The organism is Syntrophomonas sp. UBA1041, from assembly GCF_002316705.1.
Lineage (GTDB): Bacteria > Bacillota > Syntrophomonadia > Syntrophomonadales > Syntrophomonadaceae > DTU019.
Window position 1 is genome coordinate 2271 of sequence record NZ_DCEA01000099.1, and the last position, 14701, is coordinate 16971.

15 protein-coding genes and 1 tRNA gene are annotated in these 14701 nt (G+C 51.1%); 5 read left to right on the forward strand and 11 right to left on the reverse strand.

Translation table 11 applies throughout. The features are described 5' to 3' along the window. Position 1: 1 nt before the first annotated feature. The 5 genes from B2633_RS14365 to B2633_RS14385 all read right to left on the reverse strand — a co-directional run bounded on the left by B2633_RS14365 (position 2) and on the right by B2633_RS14385 (position 5572). Positions 2-76 (reverse strand) — tRNA-Val (locus B2633_RS14365). 42 nt (positions 77-118) lie between these two features. Then, entirely contained in the window at positions 119-316 is a 198-nt protein-coding gene (locus B2633_RS14370) for a 4Fe-4S dicluster domain-containing protein (protein ID WP_483171445.1), read from the reverse strand. A 60-nt stretch (positions 317-376) separates the two neighbouring features. Continuing rightward, positions 377-3157 (reverse strand): PAS domain S-box protein, encoded by a 2781-nt coding sequence (locus B2633_RS14375; RefSeq protein ID WP_483171422.1) that lies wholly within the window; start codon positions 3155-3157, stop codon positions 377-379. A gap of 618 nt (positions 3158-3775) precedes the next feature. Beyond that, complete coding sequence (locus tag B2633_RS14380; RefSeq protein WP_483171423.1) at positions 3776-4882, reverse strand: SH3 domain-containing protein; 1107 nt, start codon at positions 4880-4882, stop codon at positions 3776-3778. A gap of 168 nt (positions 4883-5050) precedes the next feature. Next, the gene (locus B2633_RS14385) at positions 5051-5572 is read right to left on the reverse strand and encodes a macro domain-containing protein (RefSeq protein WP_483171424.1); all 522 of its coding nucleotides are present in this window, start codon (positions 5570-5572) and stop codon (positions 5051-5053) included. 319 nt (positions 5573-5891) lie between these two features. On the opposite strand from B2633_RS14385, the gene B2633_RS14390 reads away from it, so the two are divergent. Then, complete coding sequence (locus tag B2633_RS14390; RefSeq protein ID WP_481038185.1) at positions 5892-6116, forward strand: hypothetical protein; 225 nt, start codon at positions 5892-5894, stop codon at positions 6114-6116. Between the two features lie 229 nt (positions 6117-6345). Here B2633_RS14390 and B2633_RS14395 read toward each other — a convergent pair whose 3' ends face one another. Both B2633_RS14395 and B2633_RS14400 read right to left on the reverse strand, forming a co-directional pair. Further along, complete coding sequence (locus B2633_RS14395) at positions 6346-7092, reverse strand: TIGR04283 family arsenosugar biosynthesis glycosyltransferase (protein WP_483171425.1); 747 nt, start codon at positions 7090-7092, stop codon at positions 6346-6348. Further along, positions 7046-7498: a C-GCAxxG-C-C family protein gene (locus B2633_RS14400; protein WP_483171426.1), complete on the reverse strand. Its 453-nt coding sequence runs from the start codon at positions 7496-7498 to the stop codon at positions 7046-7048. Before B2633_RS14400 ends, B2633_RS14395 begins: the two co-directional genes overlap by 47 nt. A gap of 379 nt (positions 7499-7877) precedes the next feature. On the opposite strand from B2633_RS14400, the gene B2633_RS14405 reads away from it, so the two are divergent. After that, a complete protein-coding gene (locus B2633_RS14405) occupies positions 7878-8624 on the forward strand; it encodes a polysaccharide deacetylase family protein (RefSeq protein ID WP_483171427.1) in 747 nt (248 codons plus the stop codon). 78 nt (positions 8625-8702) lie between these two features. After that, a complete protein-coding gene (gene pdaB, locus B2633_RS14410) occupies positions 8703-9404 on the forward strand; it encodes a polysaccharide deacetylase family sporulation protein PdaB (RefSeq protein WP_483171428.1) in 702 nt (233 codons plus the stop codon). Positions 9405-9680: 276 nt separating this feature from the next. Here the strand turns inward: pdaB and B2633_RS14415 are convergent, their stop codons facing one another. Continuing rightward, a complete protein-coding gene (locus tag B2633_RS14415) occupies positions 9681-11243 on the reverse strand; it encodes a DNA recombination protein RmuC (RefSeq protein WP_483171429.1) in 1563 nt (520 codons plus the stop codon). Positions 11244-11387: 144 nt separating this feature from the next. Between B2633_RS14415 and B2633_RS14420 the strand changes: the two genes are divergently transcribed. Continuing rightward, positions 11388-11588, forward strand: a complete 201-nt coding sequence (locus B2633_RS14420) for a hypothetical protein (protein ID WP_481038179.1) — start codon at positions 11388-11390, stop codon at positions 11586-11588. Between the two features lie 114 nt (positions 11589-11702). Here the strand turns inward: B2633_RS14420 and B2633_RS14425 are convergent, their stop codons facing one another. From B2633_RS14425 to cobS, 3 genes are all read right to left on the reverse strand, one after another. Next, the gene (locus B2633_RS14425) at positions 11703-12104 is read right to left on the reverse strand and encodes a hypothetical protein (protein WP_481038178.1); all 402 of its coding nucleotides are present in this window, start codon (positions 12102-12104) and stop codon (positions 11703-11705) included. A 627-nt stretch (positions 12105-12731) separates the two neighbouring features. Continuing rightward, entirely contained in the window at positions 12732-13319 is a 588-nt protein-coding gene (gene cobC, locus B2633_RS14430; RefSeq protein WP_483171430.1) for an alpha-ribazole phosphatase, read from the reverse strand. Positions 13320-13345: 26 nt separating this feature from the next. Next, entirely contained in the window at positions 13346-14089 is a 744-nt protein-coding gene (cobS, locus tag B2633_RS14435) for an adenosylcobinamide-GDP ribazoletransferase (RefSeq protein ID WP_483171431.1), read from the reverse strand. A 234-nt stretch (positions 14090-14323) separates the two neighbouring features. Between cobS and B2633_RS14440 the strand changes: the two genes are divergently transcribed. Beyond that, entirely contained in the window at positions 14324-14497 is a 174-nt protein-coding gene (locus B2633_RS14440) for a YgaP family membrane protein (RefSeq protein WP_481038175.1), read from the forward strand. The last annotated feature ends 204 nt before the right edge of the window (positions 14498-14701 follow it).

Here is a 14701-nt window from a genome sequence, read left to right on the forward strand (position 1 = left end):
ATGGTGGGCCGTATAAGATTCGAACTTATGACTTCTTCCGCGTCAAGGAAGCACTCTCCCACTGAGTTAACGGCCCATAATTTATGCTTTTAAATTATATAACTATTGCCGGCCAAAATCAAGAGGCCAAGCGCATCTCGCAGTGAAAGCGGAATGCGATTGCAGCCTGGGGACAATTATCAACACAGGTACCGCAGAGGATGCATTCAGGGCTTTCCATATCCTCGCTCTGCACCATCTGATTAGCCTCAAGACTCATGGTGCAACTCCGGGTACAGGTCATGCAGTTTATGCACCTGCTTTTATCGGCCTGCAGCCGTAAAGTGGGACAATTGGGGACGGCCTTTTTTTGTCACCCCGGCCTCCCCACTTTTTTCTAAAGCAGCAAAGCCTGTTCAGCTGCTATGGGAAACTTGATATAAAAAGTGGTTCCTGTCGACCCGGTCGTAACATCGATCCTGGCTTTATGACGCGCAGCGATGCTGTAGCACACCGCCAGGCCCAGTCCGGTGCCTTTATCCTTGGTGGTGAGGAACGGAGTCCCGAGCTTATCCATGATATCTTGATCCAGGCCGTGGCCCTGGTCTTTTATGTAGAGCACTATGTCATCATCCTCCGAAGTGGTGCCGATAGTCAGCGTTCCTTTGGGATCCATAGCCTCCAGCCCGTTATGGACCATGTTTAAGATTAACTGGCGGATCTCATTCTCATCCACCAGACACGGGGGAGGTTCGGTTAACTCCAGCTTCAGATTCATATCCCTTTTGGTGACCGTAGGCTGAATCATGGGGCACAGCGAATTGACGATTTCGTCGAGGCACCTGGGTAGCAGGCTGATTTTCTTGTTTTTAGCCATCCCCAGATACTCGGTGATGATCTCATTGGCGCGGTCCAGTTCTTCGATCATCAGATCAAAAAAGGCCTGGTCTTCAGAATACTCCTCCTTTTCACCCAGCATTTGCAGAAAGCCCCGCACCGCAGTCATAGGATTTCTGATTTCGTGGCCGATGCTGGCCGCCATTTCGCCAATCAGGTTTAGACGGTCAAGCCGGGCTATTTCCGCCTCCATCAACTTCTCCCTGGTCAGATCTCTCATCAGGGCAACCCGGCAAAGTTCCCCGTTAAGGTTCATAATAACGATTGAAGCAGAAACGGTAACTATATTCCCGGATTTGGTGCTGAGCCTATACTCAACATTATGGATTTCCCCTTTGGTCTTTAGTTCAATCAAAGCTGAGTCGAGCAGGCTCTGATTCTCATCATAAAGATTCAGCTTTTCAGGCGTCTTGCCTATAACTTCTTCCCGGCTATAGCCGGTGAGGCTCAGGAATCTCTGGTTTACATCGATAAACATGTTGTCTTTCAGGCGCAGAATAGCGATTAGATCAGGATTGTTGTCAAATATCTTATAAAATCTCTCCTCGGAGTTGCGCAGCTCATCCTGGGCCAGCTTGCGCTTGGTAATATCATGCAGGTATATGGTAAGCCCCGAGGGCGACGGGTAAGCGCGAGCCTCTACCCACAGGTCCGAATGATCAGCTTGAGTTACAAAAAACACCGGTACATTGTATAGCATTGCCCACTGGTATTGGTAGTAGATCTCAGATCCAATAGAATCGGGGAACACCTCCCAGAATATTCTGCCGATCACCTCCTGGCGGGTTACGTTAAACAGATGTTCAGCGGCACCGTTCCAATAAGTTACCCGCCAATCCCGGTCCAGCGTAAAGAAGGCGTCGGTAATACTCTCCAAGGTTTTAGCGAAAGCCTGATTAGATTCCTCAAGTTCCCGGGTGCGCTCCTGCACTAGCAGCTCTAGTCTTTGTTCATTCTTCCTGAGCTGCTGGTTGGCCAGCAGGCGGCCGATGGCTATGGAAATGTGGCCGGCCACTGTCGTCATCAGGCTGAGTTCCTCTGGAGTGAAAGATTCCCGGGTACGGCTTCCAAAAGATATGGTTCCGATTACCTCTTGCTCTATGATCAAGGGATTGCATGCATAAGCCTTTACGCCTAAGGCTCTTATCAACTCGGTTCTGGGATCGATGACGGCATCAATATTCTCAATCACGATACAACTGCCATCCCGGGCTACGGATCCACAGATGCCGGCCCCATAATCGAGCCACTCTATTTTAAAGGCCTCCTCCCGGGGTATTCCCGCCCAAGCGTTCAGGTGCAGGCAGCCCAGTTCTCGGTCGGCCAGGTAGTTCAGAAAGACCTCGCACTGCAGATAATCCATGGTTTCCCGGCAAAGGTCATCTATGATCCCCTGAGGATCGTCATTGGTCAGCAGTCGGCACGCCACGGTGGAAAGCAGTCTCTCCCTCCGGTTGACCTTGAGCAGTTCAGCTTCAGCCTGTTTGCGCTGGGTTATATCTTGATTGGTGCCTCTCAAACCGATTATTTTACCATGCTTATCCCGCAGAACCTCTGCGCGTATGGTGACCCAGATGGGAGAGCCATCGGCACGCAGGGCTTTGGTATCCATTTCGAACCCTGCTCCGGTTCGGAGAGTCTCCTCGATTGCCTGATTGATACTGTTCCAGCTATCCGACGGTAAAAGAGCCCCCTTCGCCAAATGGAAGGGAGGCAGCGGCTGAGTGGGTTCGTAACCGAAGATGCGGTGCAACTCTTCAGATAAATGGTTTTCATCCCTGTCAATGGCCGGGATCCAGTACCAGTTGCCGATGTGGCCTATACGCTGTGCTTCGCTGAGTTCCAATTCTTTGCGGCGCAGTTCCGCCAGCAGAGCCAGATGCTCCCGCTCTGGTTCGCTTTTGAGGTTTGAAATGGTAACAAGCAGCTTTTCTGCGCTAAGCGAAAATACCCGTACGTTTGACCAACCATCTGCGGCGAAATTACGCACCACTGCCTGAAAGGTCTTATGAGGTCCGCCAACCCCCCCGTACTCCTCAAGCCATAGGGGATCAAAATATGGCAATACTTCTGCAACCCTTCGTCCGATAACCTCATCTTGGCCAAGCCCTGATTGTTCTTCAAAAGGAGCGTTTACTCTGAGGATGATATAGCCGACGACATAATCTTTATCATTATTATTAAAAACCCTTTGGGCCAGGATCATGGGTTCAGAGGATCCATTCCACATCAGATCAAATAAGGAACTCTTCTCTTCAATTGTCAGCCAGTCAGTTTCCATATCGAGATCCTCACCAAGCACATATACTTAAGGAATTACAATTTGGATAAATATTTCCTGTTTAATAATAATTATTATCTCCAAACTACAGAGGCTTGTCACCGCCTACTTTTACAGATTATCTCATTATGTCACCCAGGGCCAGTTACAGGATTAGAATCCATAAGTATCCTGCCTTACATGATTGCACTAATTGTAGCATATCGTGGATTCTTATAGGACTAAGGCGAATAATTAAGAACAATAACACTAATTCAAGGACAATGGTTGTAGTTGTTGATCATCATAGTCTTGAAGGCGGGAATATAGAAAAGATTTGTGAGTATTGCGAGAAGAACCAGGAGAAGCTGAGCAGTAAAGCCAGGGGGAGGCATAGACTGAAAAGATTGGGATTCCGGGAACCCAGGTAGAAAGCAGGGATCGAAACGGGGACGTAAAAAAGCCAGGAACCGCAGAGTCCCGGCATATTATTACTATCGACCCGGTATGAGCTTTCATCTTGGGACAAGGCGAAGCGCAGGACATTAAGCGGTTTCTCCGTTAATAAAGCATATATCTTGCGATTTAAACATAAACCTGCCTGTCTTCAAGCTGTGTTCTATTAAAGGAAAGGAGGTTTCACGCCCCTGTTCCTCCCCAGACAACTTCCACTATCCAGCCCGCTACCCAGGCGTTTTGCCCTGCCCGGTTAACCTGATACCAGCCGTCCAGCTGTTTTATCACTGACATTTGCTCCCCTTTGCCAGCCTTGCCGACCACCTCGTAAAAAGTTCCCGGCCCACTGCGCAGATTGACCTGAGGGGAAGTGACCACCACCCCCACGGCTTTTAGCCCGTCAGCAGGAGGAATGAAAACGTATACTGTAGAACTATCGGGATCCCAGGAAGCAGTGCCGCCCAGAGCCTCGATCACAAAACGCAGCGGGGCCATGGTAGTCTGACGGTATTTGCGGATGGGTACATCGGTTCTCCATATCGAACCATTTACCGTAGGTTCAAAGGAGTCAACCGGCAGGACGATCTTCTTAGCCCCCCAGTCTACCGTAGCGGTCTGCCGGGCATTATTCCAGCCCACCGTGGCCCCAACCGCATCAAATACCTCGCGCAAGGGCACCATAATGCGATTGTTTTCTATGCAGGGGGCAACCGTAAACGACATGGGCTGGTTGTTCAGCACTATTTTAAGGTTGGGCGAAGGCTCAGCTTTTAACGCCGAGGTGGAGGCCGCGGCAGACTGGCCTGCAATCATATCCTGGCGGATGTAGGCCCCCTTGCCGTCGGAGGTTTTGGCTATGTACCAATCGCCTTCTTTACCCACCAGGGTCAGTAAATCACCTAAACGAACCTGCCCGATAATATCATAATCAGCCCCGGGGCCGGAGCGCAGGTTAGCCACTTCAACCCCTACTTTCAGCATTTGCGGCGGCGCCACCTCAAGCAGCGATGAGTGCACCCATCCGGTCAGCGTCCCGAATTTTACCTGGCGCCATTCACCGCTGCTGCCGGTCACTTCCACCCTGGTATCTTTATAAAGGGATCCCGCCACTAAATAGTGCGTTCCCGGGCCGGAGCGCAAATTGACCACACTGCCAACCACCGTTGCGCTTGCAGCCTGAGCCTGATTGGTCATCGACCCCAGCAAAAAACCAATATAAATCAGAATACTTATAAACAACAAAAAAGCTAAGGACTTTAACTTGCCTTTGACATATTTAATGGCTCCCACGCTAAAACCTCCCCGATAAAAGTACCCTTATATTAATACGAACCGCGGGTATAAAATTTGGGGTAAGGTATCGACCCAATTCGCATCTCAATGCTTATACAGCCTTCTCCCGGGGCGGCCTCAGCAGCACTTGAATAACCCGGTACCACAATTTCAAAAGGCGCCCTGTCAGTCAGCGCTGTTTGCTTCACCGGCTGGGAAGAGCTTTTTGCTCAGTTCAAAGGTTTGTTGATCGTAGAGCAGCAGATAAACCTGAATATCATATTTTAGCAGGAATTCGCTGATGGCAGCGACGGCGATTTGCAGAGCCTGCTCTATAGGGTATCCATAGATACCGGAGGAGATCAAAGGAAAGGCGATGGATCGGCAGTCATTTTGCATGGCCAACCACAGAGAGTTGGTATAGCAATTATGCAGCAGACGGGCCTCATCAGAATTTCCGCCTCTCCAGATAGGGCCGGCGGTGTGAATGATGTGCCGGGCCGGAAGGTCATAGCCTCCGGTGACAACCGCCTCACCGACGCCGCACCTGCCGATGCGGTCGCATTCAGCCTGCAGCTTGTCGGCCCCTGCGGCGGCAAAAATGGCGCCGCATACCCCGCCGCCCCTTTGCAGAGCCGTATTGGCAGCATTGACGACCGCATCAACCGGCATTGTGATTATATCGCCGTGGATGATATGCAGCGGCATGGTGAAATCTCCTTTCTGCCAGATAACATTTGCCTGTATCAACATTGTTCTCAATAGGCTTTCCATAAAAAGCCTTACAGTTCCTGCTCTATCATAAGTCTCCAGTCAGATCAGCATGGCGTTTCCCCGGCTTTCACCAGGTTTGCTATTTATTGAAGATATGTAATCACCAGGATTATACACCCCATTTTATCGGCCGGTCCTGCATTTTAAACCGCCCAGCCAAGATCCATTGCCGGAGCCATTGCAATAATTCTTTTAGAGGATTATATTGTTTAAACGGGAACTATGAAAAGAGAAAAGAAACGGAGGGGAAGTTATGGCTAAGGAGCTAATCGGTACCATTAAAACGCCGGACGTGGAGGACAGAACCGAGGTGTGGGCGGAAGAACAGGCAGATTACTGGCGTATCTTTCTGCTGGATCCGGAGGAAAATCGCCGGGATACGGAACACTGCGCCAAATCAGCGGTTGAGGCTCTGGTTTTGGCCTGCAATATCTGGGGCACTGAAGAATGGGATCTGAAGCTGGCTGATGAGGGTTAAGAGCAGCAATTGATCATGATGCCGAATAAAAACAGTTGATACCGGGGTTAAGCTCCGGTATCTTTATGCGGCAGGACCAGTGTAAAGGTCGCTCACGTTTTATCCCAGCAGAAATGTAATAAACATGCTCCGGTCCGGTGACATCACGTTTTACGCCTGCTCCACCACGCCAGGCTGGTGGAAACGGGCGTACTCTCAGGCCGTCATCACTTCCATCAAGCGCGCCTCGCTAAATCCCGTCCGCGGGATTTTGCCCATCATGATTACCGCGGCCTGCAGTTCCGCCGCTTTTCTTGCTGCGGTATAGCCGGCTGAGGGTGTGCGGTGAAACCCCCAGGCAAAACAACAGTTTCAACAACTGTACTAAAAAAACGGTTTTCCAGGGGCCATTTTGCTCATAGCGCCTTGAACTCGCTTCGACTTTGGCGGATAGTATTGCCGGCCGGATCAACTTTCTGGCCCGGCGCGAAAACCCGGCATCTTCGAATAGAGGCCATTCCGGGAAACCTCCGATTTGTTGGAATAAGGCCTGCGAGCAATAGATGGCCTGGTCGCCGTAACAACTGTGTAATAACCGGGCACGCAGGTTGGAGCATTTACCCAACATGGTATAGAAATGACCCGGATGAGTAAACGCTATGATGGCACAGCCCCACCCTGGCTTATAGGGATCAATCTGCAGCAGTTCCTCAATCAGCCCGGGTCCGGGCTTGCTGTCCGCATGCAAAAACAACAGCAGCGGCGCCGCAGCCAGGGCTGCTCCCCGGTTTAATTGAGCTCCGCGGTTGGCAGCACCGATTGTGGCGGTTGCCCCCATCATCCGGGCTAAATTCACGGTGTCATCGCCACTCCCGCCGTCACTTACGATAATTTCCACTTCGGAGTACTCCAGAAGCTTGTTCAGCAATCCCCGCAGTGGAACGGCTTCGTTAAGGGTTGGTATTATTACCGACAACCCGGGCTGACGGATCATCATCAAGCTCCTTCCACTGCTCGATCAAAAGCACCGCGGCTTTGCCGGTTAATTCCTGACAAGTCCGCGAACCGACTCTATCGATGATGGACCTCTTCTTCTTGATAACCCGGCAGCAGGTGGAGCCGAAGTTCTGTTTGAAGATATCGTGCAGCGACAAAGCTAATTTATCCTGGCGGGGGTGAACCTGATAGCGGCTGCGCAAGCCCGAGGCCATTATCATGCCTGATAAGGCCCCGCAGGTACAGCCGGCCTGCATGCCCTCTCCGAATAAGCTGGCCGCTGACAGGAGGTCTTCAGGAACCGGCAGGCCCCACTCCTGGCAGGCAGCCATAATAACCGCCTGGCAGCAGTTGTTGCCCGCTTTCATTTTCTGTACTGCATTCTGGTAGACCCTTTGCTGAAACATAGGCCGTTTCTCCCCGCCCTTCCGGCTTAACCATATCATACTCTCCCTTTGCACAATTAAGGTTACTACAAAAGATAGCTTGAGATTATCCCGGTAATAATCTACGCAAACATATATCCTATCCCCCGCACATTGCTGAATATGACTTTCCGTCCTGATTTCTATCAATTATAATTATGCAATATATTCTACATTATTATATTAGATCAAATCTGTCATGTAAATTATTCCACTGCGAACAGCGGCGGCATGCGGCATCTCCCTAAGACGTGCGGGTCCAGTATCCAGCTATTTGGCCGGCCAGTGCCGGTGTAGGCAGCGCATACTGTCCCAAATACCTTCATATTTTTTATAAGCGATTAATTTTCAGGAGGCCGGCATGCTAACCTGGCTGAAACGACGCCTCAGAGCTTTGATGTTCATGACCCTTTTCCTGGGCGGGATCTCTTATGGCAGCTTTACCCTGGCTTTGCACCCCAACCTCTCCGTTTGGGAAAAAGACGGCAACTTAATTCGCAGTGTAACAGTGCGGGAGAAGGTGGTGGCCTTGACCTTCGATGACGGACCTGATCCGCTCCGGACCCCGGTGCTCCTGGACATACTCAGAATGCATCAGACTCAGGCCACCTTCTTCGTAGTGGGCAGCAAGGCACAAAAGCATCCTGAAATCATCCGGCGGATGGCCCGGGATGGGCATGAAATCGGGAATCACAGTTATTCGCACCGGAATTTTAATCATCTCAATAAATGGCAGATACTGGAGGAAATTCGCCGCACAAATCAGATTATAACAGAACTCAGCGGGCATCAACCCGATTTATTCCGCCCCCCGGGGGGCTATCTGTCATATGAGATGGTGGATTTGACGGTTAAAGAGGGCATGCTGGTGGCCTATTGGACCTGGCAGCAGGACAGCAAGGATTGGCGCCGGGGAAAACCTGCCCCAACTATTGCCGCCCACATTGTAGAACACATCAGGCCCGGGCAGATCATTATCCTCCATGATGCCGGAGATAACGGTCTGCAAACTGCCAGAGCGGTGGATATTTTTCTGGCTGACCTTAAGCAGAAGGGCTACCGCTTTGTGAGTATGGGCGAACTGATTAGCCGGGGAGCTAAAGATTGAATAAACTTACTTTTTTCGCCATAGAATTCATTAGGAAAAGAGGGTGATGATCTGCCCAGGTTTTTTGGCTTTTACGAGATGAATCCCAAAACGAAGATTACGGTTATCGCCGTATTGGTCCTGCTCCTGCTGGCTACCAGCGCGGTGTATGTGCAGGCCTTCTACAGGCAAAAGCCGGTTTATGGGGTTGAAACTGACAAGAAGATCGTAGCTTTAACTTTTGATATAAGCTGGGGTTACGAGACCGCGCCGGCGGTGCTGGAAATCCTCAAGGCCAATCAAGTGCAATGCACTTTCTTTCTGTCCGGCCCCTGGGCCACTCAGTACCCGGAAGTGGTGAAACGGATCAAAGCCGATGGCCATGAAATCGCCAGCCATGGACACCGCCATCTCAATCTGACCAATTTCAGTAAAAGCGAGATCAAAGAAGAGATTATGAAAGCCCACCAGGCTATCCAAGCAGTAACTGGAGAGCCGCCCCGCCTTATCCGCGCTCCCAACGGAGATTACAATGACAATGTAATGGAAGCCATTCACGAGTGCCATTATCAGGCCATACATTGGGGCACAGATTCTCTGGACTGGATGAACCCCGGTGTCTCCATAATCATCGAGAGAATAAACAAGCGCATACACCCGGGCGATATCATTCTCATGCATGCCAGCGACACCTGTAAACAGACCGCGCAAGCCCTGCCCGCCATAATAAACAATATCCGCAGCCAGGGTTATGAAATTGTTACCGTATCCGAACTGCTGCAGGAAGCCGCTGCCGATTGAGCAGGAGCAAAGCGCCTGCTGTCCCAGAAAAAATGAAGAAGCCATTTAAGGGTCCTTAAATGGCTTCTTCTTATTCTCTGTCTTCCTTTTCGTCCTCAATGTGCTCCAAGCCAATGGAACGGAGGATCTCATCAATCAGCTTTTTATCCAATTATCTTCTCACCTCCTCGCCGGGCATTTTATTACCTACCCTATATTATTATAATACTTCGATGCAGAAAATGCTGACGAGTTTTGTAAAGTTTCACCCAAATTTCGGTGTATTTTCAGTAACTTCTAATCAGCATCATCCTCTGCACTGCAGATTTCCGCCAGTTGCTCATCACCCGCAGGGAAAATATGGCGCGGCTTTTTTTCAATCATAACTGTGGCTGGCAGGGGCTTGGGCGCCGACACCCCCAGATCCGTCAGGCGGCGCGCCGTAACCAGAACCCGGCTTTCCATCGACCCTACGGTCTGGTTGTAAGCTTCCACGGTGCGCTCCAGGCCTTTGCGCAAGTCTTCAAAATGCCTGGTCAGGACATGAATCCGATCATATAGGTTTTGACCCAGCCTGCTTATCTCCCGGGCATTCTCGGCGATGGCTTCCTGCTTCCAGCCGTACGCAACCGCTTTGAGCAAAGCGATCAAAGTGGTGGGTGTAGCCAAGATGACCTGCTGGCTGGAGCCATACTCAATCAGTTCGGGGTCATATTGCAGGGCGGCGCTGAAGAATGCCTCTCCGGGAACAAATAAAACTGCGAACTCCGGGGTAGGCTGAAATTGTTCCCAATATCTTTTACTCCCCAGCTGGCTGATGTGCACCCGCAGTTGTTTGGCATGATCGGAGAGCCTGGCTTGCTGCAGGTTGGGATCATCGCTCTCCATGGCATCCAAATAGGCCCGCAAAGGGGTTTTGGAATCTACCACCGCATAACGTCCCCCGGGCAGTTTGACAATCAAATCGGGGCGCAGGCGTGAATCAGGGGATTCGCTGCTGCGCTGTTCCACGAAGTCGCAGAAATTGACCATACCCGCCATCTCCACCACCCGGCGCAGCTGCAGCTCGCCCCAGCGCCCCCGGACCTCGGGCCGCCTCAAGGCTTTGACCAGATTAGCGGTTTCAGTGTGCAGCTGGGCCTGGGTGCGCGACATATTCCCCACCTCGGCCATCAAACTGGCATAGGCGCTGGTGCGCTCCTTTTCCAGCTGCTGAACCTTTTGATCCACCTGTTTCAAGGAGTTCAGTACCGGCTCCACCAAGGACTGAATGGCTTTATGCCTGGTTTCCAAATCGGTGCGGGCTCCCTCCTGGTATTTCTCCAGCGAGGTGGCGGCCAGCTCCAGAAAAGATCGATTGTTGCTGCGCAAGGCCTCGGCGGACAGCGAGGCGAAGGCTTCAGTCATTTTCTCCCGGACTTGTTCCAGTAATTGTTTCTCCCGGGCCAGGCGTTTTTCACTCTCCTGCAAACGCTCTTCCAAGCCCGCCTGAATCTTGTGCAGCCGGTTGAGTTCCATCTGCAGATCGCTCACCAGGTTTTCCTTTTTATCAAGGCTGGCTTCCAGCTCAGTGATGCGCAGACATCTCTCCTCAGCCGCCGACCGTTTCTGCTGCTGAGACTGCAGTTCGCCGCTTAAACTGGATATATGCTGGCCAAGATCACGCTCTCTCTGGCGCAATTCCTGCAGATACTGTTCTTTGTGCGCAAGATTCTCCTGGTACATGGCCCGCTCGCCCGCAATGCTTTGCTCGTACAAAAGCCGTTCACTGTATAAACGCCCGCGCATAACCAAAGCTATGCCCAGGCCGCCCATTATCAATCCTGCCGCTAAGGCCAGGAGTGTAACCCATTCGCTCATGATCTGCCAGCCTCACTTTCGAGCCCTCTTGCATCTCAGTATAGCGCAACCGCGGCCTGCCTTGAATCCCATTTTACATTGCCAGCCTACATAATAGCGGGCAGCTGTGGTGAGGATAAGAAGGAGAGGTCAGGAGGTGCTCGCATGTTAAGCCATGATGGTGTATGGGCCAGGTATATCCTGGCGTTGTGTTTTTTCTTCGCTTCAGGAAGCGGCCTGGTCACAGGCTGGGCCGCAACCCTGTGCGGGGTGTTGGGTACGGTGCAGTTGGCCAACGCGCTTTTGAGGTATTCCCCGGTAATGGAATTGATCAATTGGTGGCAGACCCATAAAAAGACCTTATAAAAATCTTAAACCCATAATGCCGGGCAGCGTCAAACCCGGCTTTTGACTGTCATGTAAAAGAGTCCGGGACATCCCGGACTCTATCATTGCTCACTTTGGTTTCAGGCTTCGACTCTATTCCAGCTTCTCCAACATATCCAAGACCATGTCGAAGAAGTAACTGATGTCTTCACGCTCATTGATCCCGGCTTTAAAGCCCACTTCCGGAAACCGTCCGGCACTGTTGATCTTAACATCTACAGTGTAGTTGGCCTGCTCCATATCGGATTCTATATTATCAACTTCGATGTCGTCCCATTCTTCCTCAATGCTTAGATCTTCTTCATTGAGCAGCTTAGCATAGGCCTTGGCATCAATTTCATCGCCATGATCAATGATCTGGGTTACTATCCAAAGGATATCTGCTACGTTTATTTCCAATTCTTCCGCTAACTGAATAATTTCATTGGCAACCGGAGTAATTTTTAGTAAATCGGATAAATTCACTGGATCGCCTTTACCCCATCTCTTACTCACAGCCTCACCTCCGCATCTTGCTGCATTCCCCGAAACTACGTGTAAACAGTTTTTGCGCTGTTCCCTTCACGCGCTGAGTTTGACATTATCTGCCGACTTTTCTGGTCTCTGTTTATTTGATTATATGTGAACTGTAGGAAAAAAAACAGTGCAATAAAAAGGAAATATTAATCTCCCTGGTCGTCAAAGAACTCCATTCGGGCCGTCCACATTATTCCAGTATCTGACGGCAATTAGACGATCTGAATACACATCTGGAAAAGTCTTTGCCGTGCCATGCCCTTCTCTACAACTATATGTCAGCCCAATGCTCAATTATTACAGGGGAAGCTGCTGATGGGCAGAAATACCGCCTTTATCACGCCGGACCAGGTCCGGCCAACCCCAATCAGCAGGCTGTAATATCTCGGACTGATCCCCGCAGCCAAAGCGGCTATCCGGGTTAGGCTTCGCTTTATTATATGCCAATTTACCCAACTTATGTAAGCGGAAAAACTTGGTCCAGACGTTTTATTCCGGAGGCTTGTTAGCGGAAGTGTTGTATCGGGGGTAATTCCCGGCAGGAAAATTACATCGCTTTGGTCCTGAAACAATCGGTTATTGGCAGGACTGTACGAATTTCCTTGGCTAAACCGCCAAACCGATGTGCGGTATTTCGATGCGCTCATTTAAAAAGTCGATTCTGGTCAGTGATCCAGGCGGAACGGTCTCCTGCCAGGGATCGGAGTTGGCCCGTATTCGGCATAGCATGGCCTTTATCACCCCGCCGTGGGTGACTACCACCGCTGTCCCGGCATGCTTCTTTTTGATTTCCTCGATAGCTTCAAGGCTGCGGCTGGCCAGGTCAGAAAAGGATTCGCCCCCGGGTACCCGGAATTCTTCCAGGTTATTAAACCACTGTTCAAATTCGCTCCGGTACGCAGCGTAAACCTGCGTGAAGGTCAGGCCTTCCCATTTGCCAAAGCAGAATTCGCGCAGCCTGTGATCGGGGTGGGGCTGAAGCTTAAAAGCTCGGCCGATTATTTCCGCGGTTTCGCGGGCCCGGGAAAGATCGCTGCAATACACGGCCTCGACCGCTTCATCCTTCACAAGATAATCGGCCAGCCGCAGGGCTTGCTGCCTCCCGGTGTCATTCAGCGGGATATCGGTATGACCCTGGTATCTCTGGCTGGCGTTCCATTGGGTTTGTCCGTGTCTGATCAGGATTAATTTCATGGCCGTGTCATCCTCTCCAGTCGCTCTTATCCATGCACCAGGAATACCGCGGTGATGATAAAGATGGTTTCACAGCACTCGCATAAGGCTCCGAAGCTATCCCCGGTTACACCCTCCAGCTGCCGGGCTATCCAGGCCGCTATCAAGGCACCCAGGCCGATGGTGATAATGACCGCGGTCAGGGCTGTCCAGGCCTGAGCCAGCCAGGATCCGGCCAGGAGCAATAGAGCGGCTCCAGCCAATTTCGGAAGCCCCGCTTCTCCGCCGAACGCTGCCCCCAGGCCGCCGCCGGACCGGGCATAAGGATAGCGGCAGATGGCGTACACCATCATAAACCGCCCTACCGCCGGCGCAACCAGCAAGACCCAGGCCTTATCAGTTATTAAAAGGTTATCCAGAAAAGCCAGCTTGAGAAGGATGACCACCACCAGAGTTATGGCCCCCATAGCCCCTACCCGGCTGTCTTTCATAATTTCCAGTTTGCGTTCCCGGTCCCGGCCGCTGAAGAGTCCATCCGCAGAATCCATCAGCCCGTCGAGGTGCAGGGCGCCCGTAACCATAACCCAGGCCAATATGATCATAGCCTCGGCTGCAATACCCGGGCCTAAGAGTTCAGTGAGCCGGGAGACTGCGAACAATATCATGCCGATAATGAATCCGACCAGAGGGTAATAGTAAAGTGAATTGGCGAATTCCCTGTCATTAGCAATACGGTTTCCGTAAACCGGGGCTATGGTAAGAAAGCTGATAGCCAGCAGCAGACTGTGCACACAATTCCTCCTAATGCCATTTTTCGCTATGGTTTCCGCTACTTGTGAGAAGCGCCTTTGCAATCGATGTTTTTTCAGAGCTTCCAATTTCCGCTTAAAATGCCGCACCTTTATGAGCAGTTGTCCAATATGTCTTTATTGCCATGAAAATCTTTTGTCTTTTATTGCCCGGGCGGTTTTAATAATGATTCCGCGTGGGCACATTATAAAAAACTGCTGTGAAGGTGGACGGGTATGGATTTCAAAAAGGATTTGACTTCATTTGACCGGGGCATTCGAATCACAATGGGATTATTCCTTATCGGCCTGGTAGTCTTGCAGCCCGTGGCCTTAAACAACACCTGGCTGCTAGTCCTCGCGGTCATGGGTCTGGGTATGCTGGCCGAGGGCTTCAATACCAGGTATTGAATAAATAATCTAATCGCCGGCCCGGTTTAATATTCCTCGTTCTAAAGGAGCCCGAAAGCTGTCTCAACCGCTTCGTCTCCACTACAGCCATTTTCCCAAAAGGAATCCGAATACCAGGGCCAGTATGCTGATGATCAACAGCTTGGCGGTTTCCGCTGGAGGGATTTTTATGGAATCGCGCACCTTGATGTCCCACAAGCTGCG